General features: G+C 74.3%; 20 protein-coding genes. 16 read left to right on the forward strand and 4 right to left on the reverse strand.

What is annotated here, in order from left to right; genetic code table 11:
- The first annotated feature begins 49 nt into the window (after positions 1 to 49).
- The 9 genes from BLQ97_RS14080 to BLQ97_RS14120 all read left to right on the forward strand — a co-directional run bounded on the left by BLQ97_RS14080 (position 50) and on the right by BLQ97_RS14120 (position 9,900).
- The gene (locus tag BLQ97_RS14080) at positions 50 to 940 is read left to right on the forward strand and encodes a shikimate dehydrogenase (RefSeq protein ID WP_091366642.1); all 891 of its coding nucleotides are present in this window, start codon (positions 50 to 52) and stop codon (positions 938 to 940) included.
- Positions 930 to 2,789, forward strand: coding sequence for a bifunctional sugar phosphate isomerase/epimerase/4-hydroxyphenylpyruvate dioxygenase family protein (locus tag BLQ97_RS14085; RefSeq protein ID WP_091366643.1), 1,860 nt, complete (start codon positions 930 to 932; stop codon positions 2,787 to 2,789). The genes BLQ97_RS14080 and BLQ97_RS14085 overlap by 11 nt, the downstream gene beginning before the upstream one ends.
- 4 nt (positions 2,790 to 2,793) lie before the next feature.
- A complete protein-coding gene (locus BLQ97_RS14090) occupies positions 2,794 to 3,585 on the forward strand; it encodes a hypothetical protein (RefSeq protein ID WP_091366644.1) in 792 nt (263 codons plus the stop codon).
- Positions 3,586 to 3,623: 38 nt separating this feature from the next.
- Positions 3,624 to 4,115: a MarR family winged helix-turn-helix transcriptional regulator gene (locus tag BLQ97_RS14095; RefSeq protein WP_245692178.1), complete on the forward strand. Its 492-nt coding sequence runs from the start codon at positions 3,624 to 3,626 to the stop codon at positions 4,113 to 4,115.
- A 50-nt stretch (positions 4,116 to 4,165) separates the two neighbouring features.
- Entirely contained in the window at positions 4,166 to 4,618 is a 453-nt protein-coding gene (locus tag BLQ97_RS14100) for a DUF5313 family protein (protein WP_091366645.1), read from the forward strand.
- Between the two features lie 90 nt (positions 4,619 to 4,708).
- Positions 4,709 to 5,995 carry a PP2C family protein-serine/threonine phosphatase gene (locus tag BLQ97_RS14105; RefSeq protein ID WP_091366646.1) on the forward strand — a complete coding sequence of 429 codons (1,287 nt, stop codon included), beginning with the start codon at positions 4,709 to 4,711 and terminating at the stop codon, positions 5,993 to 5,995.
- Positions 5,996 to 6,134: 139 nt separating this feature from the next.
- A complete protein-coding gene (locus BLQ97_RS14110) occupies positions 6,135 to 8,156 on the forward strand; it encodes an alpha-amylase family protein (RefSeq protein WP_091366647.1) in 2,022 nt (673 codons plus the stop codon).
- Between the two features lie 28 nt (positions 8,157 to 8,184).
- Positions 8,185 to 9,129 (forward strand): alpha/beta hydrolase, encoded by a 945-nt coding sequence (locus tag BLQ97_RS14115; protein WP_091366648.1) that lies wholly within the window; start codon positions 8,185 to 8,187, stop codon positions 9,127 to 9,129.
- Positions 9,130 to 9,189: 60 nt separating this feature from the next.
- On the forward strand, positions 9,190 to 9,900 hold the full coding sequence (locus BLQ97_RS14120; RefSeq protein WP_091366649.1) for a class I SAM-dependent methyltransferase: 711 nt from the start codon (positions 9,190 to 9,192) through the stop codon (positions 9,898 to 9,900).
- Between the two features lie 43 nt (positions 9,901 to 9,943).
- Here the strand turns inward: BLQ97_RS14120 and BLQ97_RS14125 are convergent, their stop codons facing one another.
- Complete coding sequence (locus tag BLQ97_RS14125; protein ID WP_091366967.1) at positions 9,944 to 10,777, reverse strand: HpcH/HpaI aldolase/citrate lyase family protein; 834 nt, start codon at positions 10,775 to 10,777, stop codon at positions 9,944 to 9,946.
- Positions 10,778 to 10,905: 128 nt separating this feature from the next.
- Between BLQ97_RS14125 and BLQ97_RS14130 the strand changes: the two genes are divergently transcribed.
- The 3 genes from BLQ97_RS14130 to BLQ97_RS14140 are packed head-to-tail and all read left to right on the forward strand — an operon-like array spanning position 10,906 to position 13,547.
- Positions 10,906 to 11,889, forward strand: coding sequence for an asparaginase (locus BLQ97_RS14130; protein ID WP_091366650.1), 984 nt, complete (start codon positions 10,906 to 10,908; stop codon positions 11,887 to 11,889).
- Positions 11,890 to 11,941: 52 nt separating this feature from the next.
- Positions 11,942 to 12,823 carry a polysaccharide deacetylase family protein gene (locus BLQ97_RS14135; protein WP_091366651.1) on the forward strand — a complete coding sequence of 294 codons (882 nt, stop codon included), beginning with the start codon at positions 11,942 to 11,944 and terminating at the stop codon, positions 12,821 to 12,823.
- Positions 12,824 to 12,830: 7 nt separating this feature from the next.
- Positions 12,831 to 13,547 (forward strand): hypothetical protein, encoded by a 717-nt coding sequence (locus BLQ97_RS14140; protein ID WP_091366652.1) that lies wholly within the window; start codon positions 12,831 to 12,833, stop codon positions 13,545 to 13,547.
- Between the two features lie 4 nt (positions 13,548 to 13,551).
- Here BLQ97_RS14140 and BLQ97_RS14145 read toward each other — a convergent pair whose 3' ends face one another.
- The 3 genes from BLQ97_RS14145 to BLQ97_RS14155 form a co-directional block, all read right to left on the reverse strand.
- Positions 13,552 to 15,102: an APC family permease gene (locus BLQ97_RS14145; RefSeq protein ID WP_091366653.1), complete on the reverse strand. Its 1,551-nt coding sequence runs from the start codon at positions 15,100 to 15,102 to the stop codon at positions 13,552 to 13,554.
- 94 nt (positions 15,103 to 15,196) lie between these two features.
- On the reverse strand, positions 15,197 to 15,493 hold the full coding sequence (locus tag BLQ97_RS14150) for an antibiotic biosynthesis monooxygenase (RefSeq protein ID WP_091366654.1): 297 nt from the start codon (positions 15,491 to 15,493) through the stop codon (positions 15,197 to 15,199).
- Positions 15,494 to 15,620: 127 nt separating this feature from the next.
- On the reverse strand, positions 15,621 to 17,153 hold the full coding sequence (locus BLQ97_RS14155; protein ID WP_091366655.1) for an APC family permease: 1,533 nt from the start codon (positions 17,151 to 17,153) through the stop codon (positions 15,621 to 15,623).
- Positions 17,154 to 17,555: 402 nt separating this feature from the next.
- Between BLQ97_RS14155 and speB the strand changes: the two genes are divergently transcribed.
- The 4 genes from speB to BLQ97_RS22990 all read left to right on the forward strand — a co-directional run bounded on the left by speB (position 17,556) and on the right by BLQ97_RS22990 (position 22,549).
- Positions 17,556 to 18,599 (forward strand): agmatinase, encoded by a 1,044-nt coding sequence (speB, locus tag BLQ97_RS14160; RefSeq protein ID WP_091366656.1) that lies wholly within the window; start codon positions 17,556 to 17,558, stop codon positions 18,597 to 18,599.
- Positions 18,596 to 20,536 (forward strand): primary-amine oxidase, encoded by a 1,941-nt coding sequence (locus BLQ97_RS14165; RefSeq protein ID WP_091366657.1) that lies wholly within the window; start codon positions 18,596 to 18,598, stop codon positions 20,534 to 20,536. Before speB ends, BLQ97_RS14165 begins: the two co-directional genes overlap by 4 nt.
- Positions 20,537 to 20,673: 137 nt before the next feature.
- Positions 20,674 to 20,976, forward strand: a complete 303-nt coding sequence (locus BLQ97_RS14170; RefSeq protein ID WP_091366658.1) for a hypothetical protein — start codon at positions 20,674 to 20,676, stop codon at positions 20,974 to 20,976.
- Positions 20,977 to 21,133: 157 nt separating this feature from the next.
- Entirely contained in the window at positions 21,134 to 22,549 is a 1,416-nt protein-coding gene (locus tag BLQ97_RS22990; protein ID WP_139173651.1) for a hypothetical protein, read from the forward strand.
- Positions 22,550 to 22,786: the final 237 nt, after the last annotated feature.

Raw genomic sequence — 22,786 nt, forward strand, 5'->3', positions numbered from 1 at the left:
TGGTCCCCTGGAACCAACTCACCACCTGGTACATAGATGGGGGCGGTCCATGACGTCCGGCGCGCAGAGCTTCCTCGTCGGCCTGGTCGGCAGCGGCATCGGGCCGTCGCTGACCCCGCCGATGCACGAGCGGGAGGCCGACGAGCTCGGCCTGCGCTACCTCTACCGGCGGCTGGACCTCGACGTGCTCCGCCGCCCGGCGACGGCGGTCGGCGAGGTGCTGGCCGCGGCCCGGCTGACCGGGTTCGACGGGCTCAACGTCACCCACCCGTGCAAGCAGCTGGTCATCCCGCACCTCGACGAGCTCTCCCCCGACGCCGCGGCGCTCGGCGCGGTGAACACGGTGGTGCTGCGCGCGGGCCGGGCGGTCGGGCACAACACCGACTGGTCGGGGTTCGCCCGGGCCTTCGACCGGGGGCTGCCCGAGGCCGGCCTCGACGAGGTCGTCCTGCTGGGCGCAGGCGGTGCCGGCGCCGCCGTGGCGCACGCGCTGCTCACCCTGGGCACCCGCCGGCTGACCGTGCTCGACGTCGACGCGGCGCGGGCCGACCGGCTGGCCGGCGAGCTGGGCGAGCGGTTCGGCGCGGCCCGCGCCACCGGCCGGGACGCCGGGTCCGTGGCCGCCGCACTGGCCGGCGCCGACGGGCTGGTGCACGCCACGCCGACCGGCATGGCCGCGCACCCGGGCCTGCCGCTGGACGCGGACCTGCTGCGCCCCGGCCTCTGGGTAGCCGACATCGTCTACCGGCCGCTGGAGACCGAACTGGTGCGCACCGCCCGGGCCCGGGGGTGCCGGGTGCTCGACGGCGGCGGCATGGCGGTCTTCCAGGCCGTCGACGCGTTCCGCCTGTTCACCGGCGTCGAGCCCGACGCCGACCGGGTGGTCGCGCACTTCGCCGAGCTCGTCGCCGACCCGGGGCCCGACGTCCGTGTCCCCTGAGCGGCCGCGGCGGTCGATCGCCACCGTCTGCCTGTCCGGCACGCTGGAGGACAAGCTCACCGCGGCCGCGGCCGCGGGCTTCGACGGCATCGAGGTGTTCGAGCCCGACCTGGTCGCCGCGCCGTGGTCACCGGCCGAGCTCGCCGCCCGCTGCGCCGACCTCGGCCTGTCGATCGACCTCTACCAGCCCTTCCGCGACCTGGACTCCACCGACCCCGACCGCTTCGCCCGCAACCTGCGCCGGCTCGACCGCAAGCTCGACGTGGTGGCCGCGCTCGGCGTCGACACCGTGCTGGTCTGCTCGTCGGTGGCGCCCGACGCCGTCGACGACGCCGACGTCCTGGCCGGGCAGCTGGCCGCCGCCGCGGCCCGGGCCGCCGAGCGCGGGGCGCGGATCGCCTACGAGGCGCTGGCGTGGGGCCGGCACGTCTCCACCTGGGAGCGGTCGTGGGACGCCGTCCGCCGGGCCGACTCCCCCGCCCTCGGGCTGTGCCTGGACAGCTTCCACGTGCTCTCCCGCGGCGGGGACCCCGCCGGCCTGGCCACGGTCCCCGCCGAGAAGCTCTTCTTCCTCCAGCTCGCCGACGCCCCGGCGCTGCGGATGGACGTGCTGCAGTGGAGCCGCCACCACCGGCTGTTCCCCGGCCAGGGCGCCTTCGACCTGCCGCGCTTCGTCGGGTGCGTGCTCGACGCCGGCTACACCGGGCCCCTGTCGCTGGAGGTGTTCAACGACGTCTACCGGCAGGCCGACCCGGCCCGGACGGCGGTCGACGCGGTGCGCTCCCTGCAGTGGCTGGAGGAGGCGCTCGCCCTGCGCCGCGCGCGGCCGGGCCCCACGCCCCCGGCGGCACCCGCGCTGTCGGGCTGGTCGTTCACCGAGCTCGCCGTCGACGGCGTCTCCGGCCCGCAGCTGGCCGGGGTGCTCGACGCGCTCGGGTTCACCCACACCGGGCAGCACCGGTCCAAGCCGGTGCAGCTGTGGGAGCAGGGCACCGCGCGCGTGCTGCTCAACGCCTCGGTGACCCGGCCGACCGCGGTCGGGGTGGCGTCGGTGACCGCGCTCGGGCTGGAGAGCACCGACCCGCGCCGGTCGGCCGCGCGCGCCGAGGCCATGAGCGCCCCGGTGCTCCCCCGGGCCCGCGGCACCGTGGAGGCCGAGCTGGCCGCCGTCGCCGCCCCGGACGGCACCCAGGTGTTCTTCACCCGCACCGGGCCGGACGGGTGGCCGGCCGACTTCCTGCCCACCGGCGCGCGCCCCGGGCCGGGCACCGGGATCACCGGCACCGACCACGTGGGGCTCACCCAGCCCTTCGACGCCTTCGACGAGGCGGGTCTGTTCTACCGGGCGGTGCTGGGCCTGGAGCCACAGGAGGTCACCGAGCTGGCCGCGCCCTTCGGCCTGGTGCGCACCCGGGCGGTCACCGGGCCCGACCGCGCGGTGCGGCTGGCGCTGTCGGCCTCCGCCCTGCGCCGCGGCGGGTGGGCGCCCGGCGTCCCCGAGCCGCAGTACGTCGCGCTGGCCACCGACGACCTGGTGGCCACCGCCCGCGCGCTGCGGGCCGCCGGGGCGCCGCTGCTCCCGGTGCCGGCCAACTACGCCGACGACCTCGAGGCGCGCCTCGACCTGCCCGGGGAGCTGCTCGACGCCGTCCGCGAGCACGGTCTGCTGTACGAGGAGGACGCGCACGGCGGCTACCTGCACCTGGCCACCGACGTCCTCGGCGACCGGGTGTTCTTCGAGGTCGTGCAGCGCCTCGGCGGCTACGACGGCTACGGCACCGCCGACACCCCGGTGCGGATGGCCGCCCACCGCCGCCGTCGCCAGACGCGGACGGCCGGGAGAGGGTGACGGCGTGCCTGCTGCCAACCGCCTGGCGGTCCACCAGTCCCTGGTCCACCCGCGCGACGCCCTCGAGCTGACCGAGGCGCTGCCCGGCACCGGCTGGCACTCCGTCGGCCTGCACGTGGGCGGCGCCGCGGAGGTCGAGCCGTGGTGGCACGGCGGCGCGGGCGAGCGCAACCTGGCCCGGCTGGTGGCGCTGCTGCTGGAGACGCGGGTGACCGTGCTCGACGTCGGCCGGGTGCAGCTGGGCGCCGACCTCCCGCGCGACGACGTGCACGCCGCGCACGGGCGGGTGCTCGACCTGGGCGCCCGCTTCGGCGCCCGGTACGTCACCGCGCGCCTGCTCACCCCGGACCGCGCCCGGGGCGCCGACGTCTTCGCCCGGCTCGCCGAGCAGGCCCGCCCCTACCGCCTGGTGCCCCTGCTCGCGCCGGTGCCGGCCGACCGGCCCGACCTGGTCGAGGACGCCGTCGCGGTGGTCGCGCCCAGCGGGGGCGGCGTCGTCCTGGACGTACCGGTGGGGTCGGGCACGCCCGAGGGCGTCGAGGCGGTGGTCGACGCGCTCGGCGACGCGCTGGGCTACGTCCGGCTCAGCGCCCGGCAGGTGGCCGCCGCCGGGGAGGCCGCCGCCGGGCTGCTGGCCACGCTGCCGCCCCACGTGCCGGTCGCGCTGGGCGGGGACGACTCGGCGGGCTCCCTGGACGGCGACCTGCGCGCCCGGCTGGCCGAGCTGCACGGGCGGGTCGACGCGCTGCTGGAGCACCCGCGGGCGCGCGCCCGGCGCCTGGCCGCCCGCGGCTGACCGGGCCCGGCGGGCGGCGGCGTCCCTACGATCGGGGGGTGCCCGCCTCCGACGCCGACCTCCTCCGCGCCGACCCGCTCGCCCTCGAGCGCCAGGTCTGCTTCGCGCTGTCCGTGGCCGCACGCAACGTCGTCGCCGTCTACCGGCGCTTCCTCGAGCCCATGGGGCTCACCCACCCGCAGTACCTGGTGATGCTGGCGCTGTGGCAGCACGGCCCGCTGTCGATCAAGGACCTCAGCCGGCTGCTGCAGCTCGACCCCGGCACCCTGTCGCCGCTGGTGAAGCGGCTCGCGGCGGCCGACCTGGTCCGGCGCGACCGGGACCCCCGGGACGAGCGGGCGCTGACCATCACCCTCACCGACCGGGGCCGCGCCCTGCGGGCCGAGGCCGAGGCCGTCCCGGCCGGCATCAGCGCGCACCTGGGCATGCCCGTGGAGGAGCTGCAGGACCTGCACGCGTCCCTGACCAGGGTCATCGACGCCGCGCAGCACGCGCTCGACGACGACGCCGTGGCGGACGCGACAGATTGATTGGGGCACCAATGGTTGGTGTGCTTGATATCGCGGTGTAGACAGGGCACGTGCAGCCGCCCCCGGACACCGGTCCCCCCAGTCAGCGCGTCCGGCCCGGCGTCCTCCGGTGGCTCGGGTACGCGATGGGCGCGGGCCTGCCGCCCCGCCACCGCACCTGGGTGCTGCACGACACGACGACGGGCACCTGGGTGCTGCGGCACGTGGCCCGCAGCCTCGCCCAGCTCGCCGTGCCGATCGCCCTGGTGCTGCTGCTGGTGCCCGGGCCGTTCTGGATCCGCGGGGTGGCGGCGCTGGGCGGGCTGATCCTCGGGCTGGCGTTCTCCATCGCCTACATGCCCGAGGCCACCGAGAACCGGGTGAAGAAGGCCGGCTACCCGCCGGGCACCGCCCAGGCGGTCCGCGACCGCAGCTCGGCGCAGCGGCAGGCGCGCGACACCGAGCGGCGCCGCGCCGCGGCCGCCCGCCGGGCGGCCCGCTACCGCGACCGGCGGTCCGGCTGACCCGCCGGCACACCGGCGCCGCCCCGTCGCTCCCGTAGGCTTCCCCGGCCAGCGCCCGGTCGCCCGACCGGCGCCCGACCTGGAGCCGAGGTGCCTGGACCGACCGCCGAGCAGGCCGAGCACGACCGCGTGCGCTTCCTCGCCGGGGTGACCGACTCGCTGGCCGAGCTGCTCGACACCGGCGCGGCCGCCGACCGGCTCGCCCGCCTGGTGGTGCCGCGGCTGGCCGACTGGGCCACGGTCACCGTCCTGGCCGGCGACGGCGCCCCGGGCCGCACGGCCCGCGCGCACCGCGACCCCGGCCTGCTCGCCGACGTCGACACCTACCTCGCCGGGCGGGTCACCGCGCCCCGCGACCAGGTCGCGCTGACCACCGCCCTGCGGTCCGGCGAGCCGGTGCGGCTGGACCGGGTGGACCCCGACCTCGGCCCCGAGTCGCTCCCCGAGGGCGCGGTGCGCGAGGCGTGGCGGCGGCTGGACCCCAGCTCGAGCCTGCTGGTGCCCCTGCAGGCGCGCGGCTCGGCGTTCGGCGTCCTGTCGCTGGTGTGCAGCGGCGACCGGCCGCCGCACACGCCCGAGGAGGTCGACCTCGCGATGGAGGCCGCCCGGCGCGGGGCGCTGGTGCTGGACAACACCCGCCGCTACGGCCGGCAGCTGCGGGTGGCCGAGACCCTGCAGCACAGCCTGCTCACCCCGCCGCCGGAGCGCGAGGGGCTGGAGATCGCCGTCCGCTACCGCCCCGCGGGCTCGCACGCCCTGGTCGGCGGGGACTGGTACGACGCGGTCGCCCAGCCCGACGGCGCGACGCTGCTGGTGATCGGCGACGTCACCGGGCACGGCGTCGAGGCGGCCGCGGCGATGGCCCAGCTGCGCAGCGCCGTCCGCACGCTGGCCTACGACTCCCCCGACAGCCCGGCCCGCACCCTCGACCGCGTCGACCGGGTGCTCTCCGGGCTGCACACCGGCACGCTGGCCACCGCGCTGGTCGCCCGGCTGGAGCTGCCCGCCGCCGACGGCGGCCGCCGGCTGCGCTGGTCGTCGGCGGGGCACCTGCCGCCGCTGCTGGTCGCGCCGGACGCCGCGGTGCGGGTGCTCTCCTCCCCCGCCGAGCGGCTGCTGGGCACCCAGGAGCCGGCCCGCCGCAGCGACCAGGAGACCGTGCTGCGGCCCGGGGACACGGTGCTGCTGGTCACCGACGGGCTGGTCGAGGTGGGCCGGCAGGACGTCGACACCGGGATGGCCCGGCTGGTCGAGGCGCTGCGCGGGCTCGGCGGGCTGCCGGCCGACGCGGTGTGCGACCGGCTGCTGACCCGCGTGGTCCCCGACGGCACCGACGACGACATCGCCGCGCTCGCCGTCCGCCTGCTGCCGGCCTGACCCGACCGGCACCGGACCGGGACCGGACCGGGACCGCCCGGTGTCGACCTGCTGCGGTGTCCCGGGCGCCGGGACGACGACAGGTCGACACCGGGCGCACGAGGGGCGGGGCGCACCGGTGTCCTCCTAAGGTGCAGCCGTGGCAGGCGGGGACACCGACGCGACGGCGACCACGACGGGCACGGGCGGGGTCGGCGGCCCCGGCGACCTCCGGGAGGGCGCCACCCGCGCGTGGTCGGCGCTGCGGCGGCGGCTGTCGGACGAGGCCACCGCGGCGCTGGGCGAGGACGAGGCCGACGCCTTCCTCACCCGCGTCGACCTGGCGCTCGTCGACGTCCACGGGCCACTGGCGCAGCTGTACGGCGACCGCGCCGACGACCTGTTCGCCCGGGTGCTGCGCACCGCGCTCGCCGCGGCGGCGGCCCGGCCGCGGGCGCTGCGCCGCCTCGACCGCCGCCGCGAGCTCGACCCCGGCTGGTTCCAGCGCACCCGCCTGCAGGGCTACGTCTGCTACGTCGACCGCTTCTGCGGCACCCTCGACCGGCTGCCCGGGCACCTCGACCACCTCGCCGAGCTCGGCACCACCTACCTGCACCTGATGCCGCTGCTGCGCCCCCGGGAGGGCGAGAACGACGGCGGGTACGCGGTGGCCGACTACCGCGCCGTCGACCCGCGGCTGGGCACCATGGCCGACCTGGAGGCGGTGGCCGGGGCGCTGCACGAGCGCGACATGGCCCTGTGCATCGACCTGGTGCTCAACCACACCGCCCGCGAGCACCCGTGGGCGCAGGGCTGGCTGGCCGGCGACCCCGCGTACGCGGGTTTCTACACCGCCTTCCCCGACCGGACGCTGCCCGACGCCTACGACGCGACCATCCCCGAGGTCTTCCCCGACCGCGCCCCCGGCTCGTTCAGCTGGGTGCCCGAGGCCCGCGGCGGCGCCGGCGGCTGGGTGTGGACGACGTTCTGGCCCTACCAGTGGGACCTCGACTACACCAACCCCGAGGTCACGCTGGCGATGCTCGGCGAGATCACCTGGCTGGCCAACCGCGGCGTCGACGTCTTCCGCATGGACGCCGTGCCGTTCATGTGGAAGCGGATGGGCACCACCTGCCAGAACCAGCCCGAGGGGCACACGCTGCTGCAGCTGCTGCACGCGGTGACCCGGCTGGCCGCGCCCGGCGTGGTGTTCAAGGCCGAGGCGATCGTCGCCCCCGACGACCTCGTGCAGTACCTCGGCGCGCACGAGCGCTTCCGCCCGGAGTGCGAGCTGGCCTACCACAACCAGCTCATGGTGCTGCTGTGGAGCAGCCTGGCCACCGGCGAGGTCCGGCTGGCCCGGCAGGCGCTGCGCCGGATGCGGCCGATCCCGCCGTCGACGTCGTGGGTGACCTACGTGCGCGGCCACGACGACATCGGCTGGGCGATCACCGACGCCGACGCCGCCGCGGTCGGCCTCGACGCCTTCGCCCACCGGCGCTTCCTCAACGACTTCTACTCCGGCCGCTTCCCCGGCTCCTTCGCCCGCGGCGCGCTGTTCCAGGAGAACGAGGTCACCGGCGACGCCCGGGTCTCCGGCTCGGCGGCCTCGCTGTGCGGCATCGAGGACGCCCTGGCACGGGACGACGCCGCCGCGCTCGAGGCCGGCACCCGGCGGCTGCTGCTCCTGTACTCGGTGGCCTACGCCTTCGGCGGCATCCCGCTGCTCTTCATGGGCGACGAGCTGGCCCTGCGCAACGACACCGGCTACCTCGAGGACCCCGCGCGGGCGCCGGACAACCGCTGGATGCACCGCCCGCCGATGGACTGGGCCGCGGCGGCCCGGCGCACCGACCCGGAGAGCCTGGAGGGCCGCGTGTTCGCCGGCGTCCGGGAGCTCGGGCGGGTGCGCCGCTCCCTGCTGGCGCTGCGCGGCGGCACCGAGCCGGAGGTGCTCGACGCCGGCAGCGACGCGGTGTTGGTGTGGCGGCGGCGGCACCCGCGCAGCGGCGCCTTCGTCGGCGTCGCCAACTTCTCGCCGCGCCCGCAGGAGGTCGACGCCGACACCGTCACCGGGTTCGGCAGCTTCGTGCAGGTGCACGGCAGCGACGGCCGGCTCGGGGTGCGCGGCGGCCGGCTGACCGTCCCCGGGCTCGGCTCCGCCTGGTTCGCCGAACCCTGACCCGACCCGTCGGCCCCGAGGAGGACGCATGGCACGGATGGACCTGCGGGTGCGGTTGCTCGGCCGCGCCCTGGCCCGGCTGTCGGTCGCGACGATGGACGCCGAGCAGCTGCGCCGCGCCCAGAGCCGGCGCGTCGGCCACGGCCCGGTGACCGACCTCCTGCTGGGCGGCGTGGCCCGCGGAGTCGGCCTGACCGACGGGACGGCGCGCGGCGAGGCGGGCCCGGTGCCCGTCCGCAGCTACCGGCCCGTGGGCGCGGCCGGCACGCTCCCGCTCGTCGTCCACTTCCACGGCGGCGGCTGGACGCTCGGCAACCTGGACTCCGGCGACTGGCTGTGCAGCAACGTCGCGGCGACGGTCGGCGCCGTCGTCGTCTCGGTGGAGTACCGGCTGGCGCCGGACCACCGCTGGCCGGCGGCGGCCGAGGACTGCTACGCGGCGCTGGTCGACGTCGTCGAGCGGGCGGGCGAGTTCGGCGCGGACGCCGGCCGGGTGGCGGTGATGGGCGACAGCGCCGGCGGCAACCTGGCCGCCGTCGTCAGCCTGGTGGCGCGGGAGCGGTCGGGCCCGCGGATCGCGCACCAGGGGCTGGTCTACCCGTCGGTCGACCTCACGATGAGCAGCCCGTCGATCGAGGAGAACGCCTCCGCGCCGATCCTCACCCGGGCCGACTGCCTGGCCTTCCGCGACCACTACCTCGGCGGGCAGGACCCGCGGGAGCCGCACGCCTCACCACTGTTCGCCGCCGACCACTCCGGGCTGCCGCCGGCGCTGGTCCAGGTGGCCGAGCACGACCCGATCCGCGACGACGGGTACCGCTACGCCGAGGTGCTGCGGGCGGCCGGCGTGCCGGTCCGCCTGACGCAGTACGTCGGCATGCCGCACGGCTTCCTCGCCTTCCCGCGGCTGTGCCGCTCGGCGCCCCAGGCGCTGGCCGAGCTGTGCGCCGAGCAGGCCGCCGCGCTGGCCTGAGCGGCCGGCGCGGCGGGGGTGCGGTCGGCGCCCGGGAGGGTCGGCTGACAGGGTGGGGGCATGGCAGACGTCGAGCAGGCCAGCGGCTCCCGGACCCCCGCCGTCTCCAGCTACAAGGGGCACGGCATCCACGCCGCGCCCGGCGTGCACGAGTACGCGCTGGAGCTGGTGCGGGCCGCGCTCCCCGACGGCGGGCGGGTGCTGGAGGTGGGCTCGGGCTGCGGTGCCCTGGCGCTGCGGCTGCGCGACGCCGGCCTCGACGTCGTCCCCACCGACCTCGACCCGCCGCACGACTGGATCGCCCGGCTCGACCTCGACGACCCCACCTGGACCGACGACACCCGCGGGCCCTTCGACCTGGTGGTCTGCGTCGAGACGCTGGAGCACGTGGAGAACCCGCGGCAGGTGCTGCGGTCGATCCGCGGGCTGCTGCGGCCGGGCGACCGGCTGGTGGTGAGCACGCCGAACGTGACGCACCCGCACTCGCGGCTGCTCACCCTGCTGCGCGGCGCGCCCTACGTCTTCGGGCCGCGCTTCTACCACGCGCCGGGGCACATCACGCTGCTGCCGGACTGGGCGCTGACCGAGCACGTCCGGCTGGCCGGGTTCGGCGACCTGCGGGTCAGCACCGGCGGCGACCACTTCTACCGGGGCGCGATGCGGCTGGCCTTCCGGCTGGAGATGGCGGTGCTGGCGCTGCTGGGCATCCGCACCCGCCGCCCCCGCTCCGGCGACGGCGTCTGCACGTTCGTCACCGCCACCGCGGTGTGAGGTGCGGCCCGGTGGTCCCGCGGGACCACCGGGCCGGCGGGGCTCAGGCGGGCTGGACGCCGAAGGTCTCGGCCAGCCGGGTGATCTTGCGGGCGCGGGCCAGCCGGGGCAGGTCGCTGCCGTCGCGGATGACCTGGCCGCGGGCGTCGAAGTCGGCCAGGAAGTCCTGCGCCCAGGCGACGTCGGACGGCGCGGGGCTGATGATCTCGTTGAGCACCGGCGCCTGGTCGGGGTCGAGGCAGAGCTTGCCGGTGAGGCCCAGCGACACCGTCACCGCGCTCTGCTCGCGCAGCACCGGCAGGCTGTGGGTGACCGTGGGCCCGTCGATGGGGCCGGGCAGCTCGCCGATGCGGCTGGCCACGACCAGCCGGGAGCGCGGGTAGGCCATCGCCAGGTCGTCGGCGCTGGTGCCGGTGTCGCGGCGGTAGTCGCCGCTGCCGAAGGCCAGCCGGAAGGTGCCGCGGGCGCGGGCGATGCCCACCGACTCCTCGATGCCCAGCGCCGACTCCACCAGCGCGAGCACCGGCGTGGCGCCGCCGAGGCGGTCGTACGTCTCCGTCACGTGCTCGGCGGCCTCGGTCTTGGCCAGCATGACGCCGAGCAGCCCGGGGACACCGGCGAGCGCGGCGACGTCGTCCTCCCAGTACGGGGTGGAGTGGTCGTTGATCCGCACCCACGCCGACCGCTCGCCGTCGGACAGCCACTCGACCACCCCGGCGCGCGCCTCGTCCTTGCGCGCGGGGTCGACGGCGTCCTCGATGTCGAGCACCACCTGGTCGGCGCGCGACCCGTGCGCGGGGTCGAACAGCTCGGGGCGGGCGCCGTTGACCAGCAGCCACGAACGGGCGTCCTCGGGACCGACTCTCCTGCGTGCCATCACGACCCCCATCCTCGCGGTGTGCGGCGGGCCACAGCCGACCCGGTGCCGACGCCGCCCCCCGGCGGGCGGCGCGCAGGGCCGTTACGGTGGCCGGTGTCACACCGGCGACCACCGGAGGCGCGTCCGTGTCCCTCGTGACGGTGCTCGCGACCGGCGGCACGATCGCCACCCGCACCGACGAGCGCGGCGTGTCCACCGCGCGGGACAGTGGGGCCGACCTCCTCTCCCGCCTCGGCGCCGGCGCGCTCCCCGAGGTGCGGGTCCGCGACGTGCTGCGCGTCGGCAGCTACCGCATGACGCTGGCCCAGGCCACCGAGGTCGCGCGGGCGGTGGCCGGGGAGCTCGCCGACCCGGAGGTCGACGGCGTCGTCGTCACGCACGGCACCGACACCACCGAGGAGACCGCCTTCCTCCTCGACCTCTTCCACGCCGACCCGCGCCCGGTCGTGCTCACCGGCGCCCAGCGGCCCGCCGACGCGCCCGACGGCGACGGCCCGCGCAACCTGGCCGACGCGGTCACCGTGGCCGCCGCCGCGGCCGCCCGGGACCTCGGCGTCCTGATCGCCTTCGGCGGGCAGCTGTTCCCCGCCCGCGGGACGCGCAAGAGCCACACCCTGGCCCCGGACACGTTCGCCGCGCCGGACGCCGGCCCGCTGGGGCGGGTGGACGGCGCGACGGTGCGCGTCGAGCGGCGGCCGGTGCGCCGCCCGCCGTTCGACCTGGCGGCCTTCGACCCGGCCGGGGTGCGCGTCGACGTCGTCGCCTGCCACCCCGACGCCGACGCCACCGCGCTGCACGCCTTCGCCGCGGCCGGCGCCCGCGGCCTGGTCCTGCAGGCGACCGGCGCGGGCAACGCCAACCCGGTCGTCTGCCGGGCGGTCGCCGAGCTCACCGCCGCCGGGGTCGTCGTCGTCACCTCCACGCGGGTGGCGGCCGGCCCGGTGGCCGCGCTGTACGGCGACGGCGGCGGCACCGACCTGCTGGCCGCCGGGGCCCTCCCGGCCGGCCTGCTGCGCCCCTCCCAGGCGCGGGTGCTGCTGGCGGTCCTGCTCGGCCTGCACGGCGACCCCGACCGGGTGCGGGCCGGCTGGCGGGAGGCCGCCGGCTGACCGACCCGGCACCACCCGAGGCCCCACGGAGGCCCCACGAGAGGAGAAGGGCATGCCCAAGGAGATCCTGTGCGCCTTCGGTGTCGACGTCGACGCGGTCGGCGGCTGGCTCGGGTCCTACGGGGGTGAGGACTCCCCCGACGACATCTCCCGCGGCCTCTTCGCCGGCGAGGTCGGGGTGCCCCGCCTGCTCGAGCTGTTCGCCCGCCGCGGCATGCCGAGCACGTGGTTCTGGCCGGGGCACTCCGTCGAGACCTTCCCGGAGCAGTTCGACGCCTGCGTGGCGGCCGGCTGCGAGATCGGCGTGCACGGCTACAGCCACGAGAACCCGATCGCCATGAGCCGCGAGCAGGAGGCGGCCGTGCTCGACCGCTGCATCGGGCTCATCGAGGAGCGCGCCGGCCGCCGCCCCACCGGCTACGTCGCCCCGTGGTGGGAGTTCTCCCCCGTCACCAACGAGCTGCTCCTCGAGCGCGGCATCAGGTACGACCACTCGCTCATGCACCGCGACGTCGAGTGCTACCGCGTCCGGGTCGGCGACCGCTGGACGAAGATCGACTACTCGCAGCCGGCCGAGACCTGGATGAGGCCGCTGGTCCGCGGCGAGGAGACCGACCTCATCGAGATCCCGGCGAACTGGTACCTCGACGACCTGCCGCCGATGATGTTCGTCAAGAGCAGCCCGAACAGCCACGGCTTCGTCAGCCCCCGCCACCTCGGCGAGATGTGGACCGACCAGTTCGACTGGGTCTACCGGGAGATGGACCACGCGGTGGTCACCTTCACGATCCACCCCGACGTCTCCGGCCGCCCGCAGGTGCTGCTCATGCTCGAGCGGCTCATCGCGCACGTCGACACCCACGCCGGCGTGCGCTGGTGCACGTTCGACCAGATCGCCGACGACTTCGCCGCGCGCTCGCCGCGCCGGTCCTGACCGCGGCGTGTGCGGCGCCTGCGGCGGCTCCCCGGCCGAGGACTGGGCCTCGCCCGTCCTCGGCTCGCGCCCGGCACGCGCGGCCGCGGCGGCGGTGCTCGCCGCCGCGTCCCCCCGGGGGACGGCGGTGCGCGCCGTCCCCGGCGGGTGGACGGTGCGCCGCCCGACCGGGGCCGCCGTCGTGGTCGGCACGCTGAGCGGCCTGCTCACCGCCGCGGCACCCGACCCCGACGCCGACGCCGGGCTGCCACCCGCCCCCGGTGCGCAGCCGCCCCCGCCCGACCGCCGGCGGCCCGTCACGCTGGTGCACGGGGACGGCGACGGCGCGGTCGACACCCGTGACACCGGCTGGCCCGACCGTCTCCCGCCGTCCGGTCCGCCGCTCCTGCTGGCCGCCCCCGAGGAGCCCACCGCCGTCCTCGACCGGCTGCTCAGCGACCCGCTGCGCCGCTGGCTGCGGGTCGCCGGCCTCGTCGGGCGGGTCTTCGGCCCGGCCGTCCCCGCCCGGCTGCCCGGCGTGCCCGGCGCGGTGGCCGCCGACCGGGTGCCGGCACTGGCCGCGCTGCTGGCCCTGCGCCTGGCCGGCCGGTCGCCGCACGAGCGGACCCGCACGGCGGTCGACGTCGACGGGACCACGGTGGTCCTCGAGGCGCTGGGCCGGCGGGTGCTCTCCTTCGCCGCCGCCGCCGCCCCCGCCGCCGCCGCCCCCGCCGCGGGGTGGTGAGCGGTCAGGCCTCCGCGGGCGCCGCCGTCACCAGCGCGTGCTCGGGCAGCACGCCGGTGCGGTGCCGCTGGCGCAGCAGGTAGTAGGCCAGCCCCACGGCCGCGATGGCGCCGATGAACACGAACGCGCCCCACTGGAGGTACCAGCGGTGCGGCTCGGTGGCGTTGTAGACCTCGCGCCGCGGCCAGGCGAGGTTGAGCGCCATGCCCGCCCCCCAGAGCACCGCCAGCGCGTTGACCGGCAGGCCCCAGCGGCCCAGGGAGAACCACCGCCGGTCGCCGGGCGCCTCGGGCCCGGGCCAGCGCCCCCGCAGCCGGGCGACGAGCATCGGGACGGTGACCAGCAGGTAGGCCAGGTACACCATGATGATCGCGATGCTGGTCAGCACCGTGAAGATCTGCGGCTGCCGGATGTTGAGCAGCAGGATCGACACCGCGAGCACCCCGGTGACCACGGCCGGCACCACCGGCGTCTTGCGCCGCGGGTCCACCCGCGCCAGCCGGCTGCTGAAGGGCAGGTTGTTGTCGCGGGCCATCGCGAAGGCCATCCGGATGGTGGCGGTGTGCACCGCGAGGCAGCACACGGTGATCGCGACGACGATGCAGACGAGGAACGCCTTGCCCAGGCCCGGTCCGGCCGCCTGCAGCAGCACGTACTGCAGCCCGCCGGTGCTCGAGGACAGCGCCGGGTCGCCCAGGTCGCGCACCGCCATGAGCCCGAACAGGAGGATCAGCCCGCCGAGGACGAAGGACGCGGTGACCGCCCGCAGGATCGCCCGCGGCGCGGTGCGGCGCGGCTCGATCGTCTCCTCGCCCAGCGAGCTGGCGGTGTCGAAGCCGTACATCACGTAGGCCGAGGCCAGCGCCGCGACGAGGAACGCGCCGAGGTAGCCGCCGTCCTCCCCCGCGCCGCGGCCGCCGGTGTCGGTGAGCACCTCGACCGGGCTGCGGGTCACCGCGAGCGCCAGGATGACGACGATCAGCACGGCGGCGACCAGCTCGATGAAGACCCCGGCGCTGTTGATCCGCGCCATCAGCCGGACGCCGTAGGCGTTGACCAGCGTGGTGAACAGGATGAGCGCGCTGCCCAGGACGACCGCGTTGACGGCGAAGTCGTAGGTGCCGGTGCCGTCGCCGACCAGCTGGAAGCCCGACCACAGCTGCGGCAGCGTGATCTGGTAGGCGAGCACGGTCGCCGACAGGGTGACGACCGACGCGGTGAGCATCATCCAGCCGGTCATCCACGCCGTCGTCCGGCTGCCCAGGCGCTTGGTCCAGTTGTAGAGCGAGCCGGCCACCGGGTAGCGGGCGGCCAGCTCGGCGAAGCACAGCGCCACCATCAGCTGCCCGAGGAAGACCATCGGCCAGGACCAGACGTAGGCCGCGCCGCCGGCACCGAAGCCGAAGTAGAAGAGCTGGAACGTGCCGGTCAGGATGGAGATGTAGCTGACCCCGGCGGCGAAGCTGGAGAACCCGCCGATGCTGCGGTCGAGCCGCTGCTGGTAGCCCAGCTGGGCGAGGTGGGAGTCGGCGTCGTGCGGGTGCTGCGCGCTCATGGCCGTCCGTCCGGTCGTGAGGTGCGGGCGCCCCTCGGCACGGGACCCCTGGTCGGCGCGGACCGTAACCCAGACCGGGACGTCCGGCAGCCGGTCAGCCGGGCTCGGCCAGCAGGTCGCTGGCGATCACCATGGTGGTCGCCCCGAGGTGCTCGGCGACCGCCTCGGCCATCATCCGCTCCCCCTCGCCCTCCCCGTGCCGGCAGCGGTCGCGGGTGGCGGCGTCCGGCCAGCGGGCGTAGGCGACCCACGTCCCGTCGTCCGCGCGGTGCAGGCGGGAGCCGTAGCTGCCGCAGGTGGCGTGGATGGCGCGGGTGACCCGCTGCCAGCCCTCGACGAAGGAGTCCTCGGCGCCGGGGTGCAGGCGCCAGCGGTACACGACGGCGAACACGGACGTCCTCCTCGGGCGGGGGCGGCGGTGATCAGGTGACCTGATCGTGGAGCGTCCTACCTGACCGTGGGACGTCAGGTAGGACGCTCGGGGATCAGGTCACCTGATCATCGCGGAGCCCCCCAGCTCACTCGTCGAAGACCAGCGAGGGGGTGTCCACCCGCAGCGTCTCGCCACGGAAGAACTCCGGGTGCCGCGCCCGCCAGACGAACATCAGCACGGCGCCCAGCAGCAGCAGCCCGATGCCGATCACGAACACGCTGCCCAGGCCGAACACCGAGGAGCCGCTGCCGTAGGCGGGGTCGAGGGTGTCGACGGCGGTCTGCACGAACACCGCGGTGAGCATGAGCGCGCCCAGCAGCGGCAGCACGCCCTTGAACACCAGGTCGCGGGCGCTACGGGTCAGCTCGCGGCGGAAGTACCAGACGCAGGCGTAGGCGGTGAGGCCGTAGTAGAAGCAGATCATCAGGCCGAGCGCGTAGATCGTGTCGATGAGGACGTTCTCGCTGATGATCGTCATCCCGACGTAGAACACCGCGGTCGCGGCCCCGGCCACCAGGGTCGCCGTCGACGGCGCCTTGTGGCGCGGGTGCACCTCGGCCAGCCGCTGCGGCAGGGCCCCGTAGGTGCCCATGGCCAGCATGGTGCGGGTGGTCGGCAGGAACGTGGTCTGCAGCGACGACGCGGAGCTGGCGACGACGGCGAGGAAGAGCAGGAACGCCAGGCCCGGGCCGAGCACCGGTCCGGCCAGCGCGGCGAACACGTTGTCGCTGGTGTCGGGGTTGCCCAGGCCGGTGCCCTCGGTGCCGACGCCGGCGTACATCTGCACGGCGATCGCGACGCCGACGTAGGTCACGATGATCACCAGCATGGTCAGCAGCGCCGCGCGGCCCGGGGTGCGGTCGCTGCCGGCGGTCTCCTCGTTGACCGTCAGGCAGGTGTCCCAGCCCCAGTAGATGAACAGCGACAGCGAGAGCCCCGCGGTGAAGGCGCTGAAGGAGGACACCGCGGTCGGGTCGAGCCAGGACAGCTCGAAGTCGATACCGCCCGGGGCCGAGCCGGCCTTGGCCAGCGCCAGGACGGCGAACACCAGGAGCACGACCATCTGGAAGCCGACCAGCACGTACTGCACGCGCTTGGTGGCCTCCACGCCCCGGTAGGTGATCCAGGTGGCGATGGCGACGAACGCCACGCAGGTGAGGGCGTTGACCACCGCGTTGTCCCCGAGGGTGGCGACCGACTCCGACCCGGTGATCTCCCCGAGCAGCAGGTAGAAGAAGGAGACCGCGACGCCGGCGAGGTTGGACAGCACGATGACGGTGGCCAGCAGCGCCCCCCAGCCGCACAGCCAGCCGACGTAGGGGTTGAACGCCTTCGTCGTCCAGGTGAAGGAGGTGCCGCAGTCCGGCGCCACCCGGTTGAGCTCCCGGTAGGCGTAGGCCACCAGCAGCATCGGCAGGAAGCCGGCCAGGAAGATGGCCGGCATCTGCAGGCCCACCTCGGTGACCGTGGGCCCGAGGGTGGCCGTCAGCGCGTAGACCGGCGCGATGCTCGAGACCCCCAGGACGATGCTCGCCACCAGGCCGACGGAGTTGCCCGCCAGCCCCTTGGCCCGCAGGTCGGCCTCGGGCCGGTGCCCGGTTCCCTGTTCGACCGCCACGCGGCCCTCCTCTCGTCGCACCGCCGTCGGCGGCCTCCTCGGCCCGGCGGGTGTGCCGGGCCTCACAGGGGAACAGGAGGCCACCCGCCCGCCGGACGGGGAAGAGGCCGACCTGTACACCCGGCCCGGGCTCCGTCGACAGTCCGGCACTGGCAGCGCCACGGATCCGAGCGCGAGGAGCATGCACCACGACTGTTTCGCGTGCGTGTCGGCTCACCGCGACGTCTTTCCGTCGCGCCGCCCGACCCGACCGGGGGAGAGCCGTGCCGGACCCGCCGCGACACTTGGCATCACGGAAACCGTCGTCTACCGTGTCCTGCGACACGGATTCCGTCGTCCTGACGGCTCGGGAGCGTTCCGACTCGCCGTCCCCCATCGCACACCCGATCGGACCACGACGTCATGACCCGCTACGGCGCCCAGTTCGGGCCGGACATCACCTACCTCGGTGTCGACCGCTGCGACCTCGACGACCCGGCCTCCTTCGCCGGCGCCGACGTCGTCGTGCTCGGCGCACCCTTCGACGGCGGCACCTCGCACCGCCCCGGCACCCGCTTCGGCCCGCAGGCGATCCGGATGACCGACTACCTCCCGCACGACGGGTCGCGGCCGAGCCTGGCGCTGCGCACCGACGGGCTGCGCGACCTGCGCGTGCTCGACGCCGGCGACGTCGAGATGTACTCCGGCGACATCGAGACGGCGCTGCCGGCGCTCGAGGCCGCGGTGGAGACCGTCGCGCGGTCCGGGGCTGTCCCGGTCGTGCTCGGCGGGGACCACTCCATCGCCTTCGCCGACGCCAAGGGCGTGGCCAACGTGCTCGGCCACGGCCGGGTGTCGATGATCCACTTCGACGCACACGCCGACACCGGCGACATCGAGTTCGGGTCGCTGTGGGGCCACGGCCAGCCGATGCGCCGGCTCATCGAGTCCGGTGCGCTGCGCGGCGACCGGTTCCTGCAGGTCGGGCTGCGCGGCTACTGGCCGCCGCCGGAGACGCTGGACTGGATGGCCGCGCAGCGGATGCGCTCCTACGAGATGACCGAGATCGGCCACCGCGGGCTCGACGCGTGCCTCACCGAGGCCTCGGCGATCGCCACCGACGAGTGCGACGGCGTCTTCCTCTCGGTCGACATCGACGTCTGCGACCCCGGGCACGCGCCGGGCACCGGGACGCCGGAGCCCGGTGGGCTGACGGCCCGCCAGCTGCTCGACGCCGTCCGCCGGCTGTGCCTGGAGCTGCCGGTGGTCGGCATCGACGTCGTCGAGGTCAGCCCGCCCTACGACCACGCCGACATCACCGCGGCGCTGGCCAACCGCGTCGTCCTCGAGGCGCTCTCGGCGCTGGCCCGCCGCCGGCGCGACGCCCGCGACGGCACCCGCTGGGACCCCGCCCTCCCCCTGCTCGCGAACCGCCCCGACACCCCCACCCAGGAGAACCCGTCATGACCGAGCCCGCGACGTCCTGCCACGCCTCCGGCTCGGCCGGCCGGTCGGCGGCCGCCGGCACCCCGCACCCGCTCGACCCGCTGGGGCCCGACGAGTTCCGCGCCGCCGCCGCGATCCTGCGCCGGGACAGGGGGGTCGACGAGCGCTGGCGGTTCGCCTCCATCGAGCTGCGCGAGCCGGCCAAGGACGTCGTCCGCGCCTTCTCCCCCGGTGACCCGATGCGCCGCGAGGCCCGGGTGACCGTGTGGAGCCGCGACGAGGGCACGCCGTACAAGGCGGTCGTCTCGCTCACCGACGACGCCGTCCTCTCCTGGGAGGCGGTGCCCGGCGAGCAGGCGAACATGACCCTCGACGAGTGGCACGAGGCGCACGAGGTGCTCATCCAGCACCCCGACGTGGTCGCGGCGCTGGGCAAGCGGGGCATCACCGACCTCGACCTGGTGCTCATCGACACCTGGGCCTACGGCCACTCGCTCATCCCGCAGGGCCTGCAGGACCGCCGCGTCGGCTGGACCGACGTGTGGCGCCGCTCGGAGCCGAACGGCAACCCGTACGCCAACCCGGTCATGGGCCTGCACTTCGTCGTCGACCTCAACACGATGGAGCTGCTGCAGGTCGAGGACACCGCCCCGCCGCCGCAGCCCGCCGTGATGGGCGAGTACGTCCCCGCGCTCGTGCCGGGCCTGCAGCAGCGCACCGACGTGAAGCCGCTGGAGATCACCCAGCCCGAGGGCGTGTCCTTCGAGCTCGACGGCCACGAGCTGCGCTGGCAGAAGTGGTCGATGCGGCTGGGCTTCAACCACCGCGAGGGCCTGGTCATCCACCGGGTGTCCTACGACGGCCGCCCGGTGGCGCACCGGATGTCGTTCGCCGAGATGGTGGTGCCCTACCGCGACCCGAGCCCCGACCACCACCGGCGCACCGCGTTCGACATCGGCGAGTGGGGCCTGGGGTTCATGACCACCTCGCTCAAGCTCGGCTGCGACTGCCTCGGCGACATCACCTACGTCGACGCCGTCCTGCACGACACCCGCGGCGAGCCGTACACCATCGAGAACGCCCTCTGCCTGCACGAGGAGGACGACGGCGTGCTGTGGAAGCACGTCGACGAGCAGGCGGGCTCGGAGGTGCGGCGGTCGCGGCGGATGGTGGTGTCGTTCCACGCCACCGTGGCCAACTACGAGTACCTGACCTACTGGCGCTTCTACCAGGACGGCACGATCCAGTGCGAGGTCCGCGCCACCGGGATCATGGTGACCAGCGCCTACCAGGACACCCCGCCGGCCTACGGCACCGTGGTCGACGAGCGCACCTACGCGCCGATCCACCAGCACTTCATCGTCGCGCGGCTGGACATGGAGGTCGACGGCCCGCAGAACACCGTCGTCGTCACCGAGAGCGAGGCGCTGCCGGTGTCCGACGACAACCCGTACGGGCTCGCCGTCGTGACGAGGAGCCGGCCGGTGGAGCGGGAGTCGGAGGGGCGGCTCGACGTCGACTTCGCCACCCAGCGGTCGTTCAAGGTGGTCAACCGGACCAAGCCGAACCGGCTGGGGACGGCGCCGGGCTACAAGCTGTACCCGAACGCGGCGCTGCCCTCGCTGGCGCACCCGGACGCGCCGTTCCGGCAGCGGGCGCAGGTCATCGACCACCCGGTGTGGGTGAGCCGGTTCGACGAGGAGCAGCGCTGGCCCTCGGGCGAGTTCTGCAACCAGAGCCGCCGCGACGCGGGCCTGCCGGTGTGGCAGGAGGCCGACCGCCCGCTGGTGGACACCGAGGTCGTGCTCTGGCACGTCTTCGGCATCCACCACGTGCCACGGCCGGAGGACTGGCCGGTCATGCCGGTCGACGTCGTGAGCTTCGACCTCAAGCCGGTGGGCTTCTTCGACCGCAACCCGGCCCTCGACGTTCCCCCGGCCCCCGGCACGTGCCACTAGAAGGACCCCCCTGCCCCCCACCACTCGCAGGCTCGCGGCGGGCCCCTGCAGGGGAGCCGCCACTGCCGCTCGGTCCGGCGGCCCTGCCGCGGTTCCTCGCGCACAGCGCGGCGGGGGCCGCGGCGGGGTGCGCCGCCGTGCACGGCCTGGCCCTCCTCGCCGCGCCGCACGCAGGGACGGCGCTGCTGTCGGCGGCCTGCCTGCTGTGCGCGGTGCACCTGTGGCGGCGGCCGGGCCGGGCGGCGTGGGCGGCGCACGTCGTGCTGACGACGGCGATGCTGCTCGCCCACCCGCCGGTCGCCGGCGGGCACGTGCACGCCCCCGCGACCGGCCTGGCCGTGTGGGCCGCGCCGGTCGCGGGCCTGCTGGCGGTGGTGGCGCTGCTGCTGGCCGCCGTCCGCGCGCTGGGTGCGGTCGGACCGGCCCTGCGCCGTCTCTAGCGGAGCAGCCGGACGCGGATTAGCAGGCCGAGGTCGAACTATGCCCAGCCAGCGATGAGACGGGTCCGTTGTATGCGGCTTCTTGGGCGGACCAAGGGCCGCTTGTCCGGCGCGACCCCTCCTGCGGGAGGCTTGGACAACGTCTTAGAGTAGCCACATGGCTACAGATGGTTCGGGCGCGCTGAAGACGGCCGCCTTTCAGCAACCGCTCAGCAACTTTTTGGCAGGCATGGAAGCTGTTGAGGAATTGGCAACGTTCGCGCGGGAGCATGCCCATCCTCTTGACGATGAGGAACGAGTGATACAGCAGGCGCTGTCCTCGCGCGTGAAGGCAACCCCAGAGCAAAATATGGCCGCATACGCGGCAGTGCGTCGAATGATGGAAGGGATTACTGACGCGCTCTCAGAAAAGGGACAAGCGAGCGAAGATGCCAGTGCCGAGTCCCCAGAGGGAGTCGACGCCGCCGTCCGCCCCGCTGTGGAAGAAGCCATTGAAGTCATCCGAGAAGTATCAACTGACACCAGCGTCATGGCGCATTACATCATGGTGTACTCGAAGAACCGGGCGCGCGTTGCACGACTCGGGACCTTAAACGCTTCACTGCTGACATCCGCCGTCAGCAACTTTGAAGTCCTCATCTCGAATCTGATCAAACAATTTCTCCGAGAGAGGCCGGATGCACTGCGAGGCGACGACAGTAAGTACTCGCTCGCAGAGGTGTCCGCCTATGAGTCGCTTGAGGAGTTTCGAGACTACGCGGCAGATCGGTATGCGGAAGGCGTGCTGCGTGGTAGCTTCGATGATTGGATGAACTGGTTCGACAAACAACTGAAGATCAAATTGCACGACGTATCAGCCACTTCATCTGGCCTAAGGGAGGTCTTCCAGCGTCGCCATCTTTTTGTTCACAACGGCGGCAGAGTGAACAGGCTGTACCTGAGTAAGCTGCCGGAGCTCAAGAGTCCCCCCGCGATTGACACTCAACTCAACGTGGATCCAGCCTACTTGTCCTCGGCGATAGATGATCTGACTGCTGCAGGAACGATTCTTACGACGCTCATTGTTCGCAAGCTGTTCACCGCCGTTGATCATGAGCATCCGGCCGACAGCATGGCCAGCGACGTGGCATACGAGTTCCTGCGAAGCGCCCGCTGGTCAGTTGTAATCACGCTGACGTCAGCCTTGTCCGATGCCTGCACATCCGATTACACGCGATACGTTATGAAGGTCAACGGATGGATCGCTCGGAAGCGGCTCAATGGAGTGGAAGCAATTCGTTCCGAAGTAGATGCCTGGCAGGTTTCCGCTCTGGCCCCCCGTTTTCGACTTGCTCGACTTGCGCTACTAGATAGGACTGAAGAGGCGCACGATTTGGCTCAGACCCTTCTAGAACAGAATGAGCTCGAACAAGCAGCCTGGGAGAGCTGGCCGCTGTTGCAAGAGATTCGAGACTTCGCCGCCACAACGCGAGCTCAATCGGAAGTGAAGCAGGAGTTGCAGTCGGCCACTGCGGTTCCACATACAGACACTCTCGGTGCTACTGGGGAGCTAAACAGTCCACAGGACGACTGATGCACAGCCCTGTTGCGCGGCTAGCTTGAGGTGCCTTAAGCGTTAGATGGGCACCATCCCTTCAACTCACCTGTGCACCGCGGTCCAGCTCGCGCACTGAGCGTGGCTGGACCGCGGTGGACAGGTGAGTGATATGTGATGCATCAGCCTGGGGAGGCGCGCGGGGCGCGTCTATCGAACTCACCTCCAGGACCAAGGAGTGTCCGGGTGTGTGCTCACCGAATTGGTGAACGACTC

The organism is Geodermatophilus telluris, from assembly GCF_900102745.1.
GTDB lineage: Bacteria > Actinomycetota > Actinomycetes > Mycobacteriales > Geodermatophilaceae > Geodermatophilus > Geodermatophilus telluris.

Excerpts from the sequence above, each read along its gene's own strand:
- BLQ97_RS14080 (WP_091366642.1), top strand. The coding sequence starts at position 50 with ATGACGTCCGGCGCGCAGAGCTTCCTCGTCGGCCTGGTCGGCAGCGGC.
- BLQ97_RS14115 (WP_091366648.1), top strand. The coding sequence starts at position 8,185 with ATGGCACGGATGGACCTGCGGGTGCGGTTGCTCGGCCGCGCCCTGGCC.
- BLQ97_RS14120 (WP_091366649.1), top strand. The coding sequence starts at position 9,190 with ATGGCAGACGTCGAGCAGGCCAGCGGCTCCCGGACCCCCGCCGTCTCC.
- BLQ97_RS14125 (WP_091366967.1), bottom strand. The coding sequence starts at position 10,777 with ATGGCACGCAGGAGAGTCGGTCCCGAGGACGCCCGTTCGTGGCTGCTG.
- BLQ97_RS14135 (WP_091366651.1), top strand. The coding sequence starts at position 11,942 with ATGCCCAAGGAGATCCTGTGCGCCTTCGGTGTCGACGTCGACGCGGTC.
- BLQ97_RS14145 (WP_091366653.1), bottom strand. The coding sequence starts at position 15,102 with ATGAGCGCGCAGCACCCGCACGACGCCGACTCCCACCTCGCCCAGCTG.
- speB (WP_091366656.1), top strand. The coding sequence starts at position 17,556 with ATGACCCGCTACGGCGCCCAGTTCGGGCCGGACATCACCTACCTCGGT.
- BLQ97_RS14165 (WP_091366657.1), top strand. The coding sequence starts at position 18,596 with ATGACCGAGCCCGCGACGTCCTGCCACGCCTCCGGCTCGGCCGGCCGG.
- BLQ97_RS22990 (WP_139173651.1), top strand. The coding sequence starts at position 21,134 with ATGGCTACAGATGGTTCGGGCGCGCTGAAGACGGCCGCCTTTCAGCAA.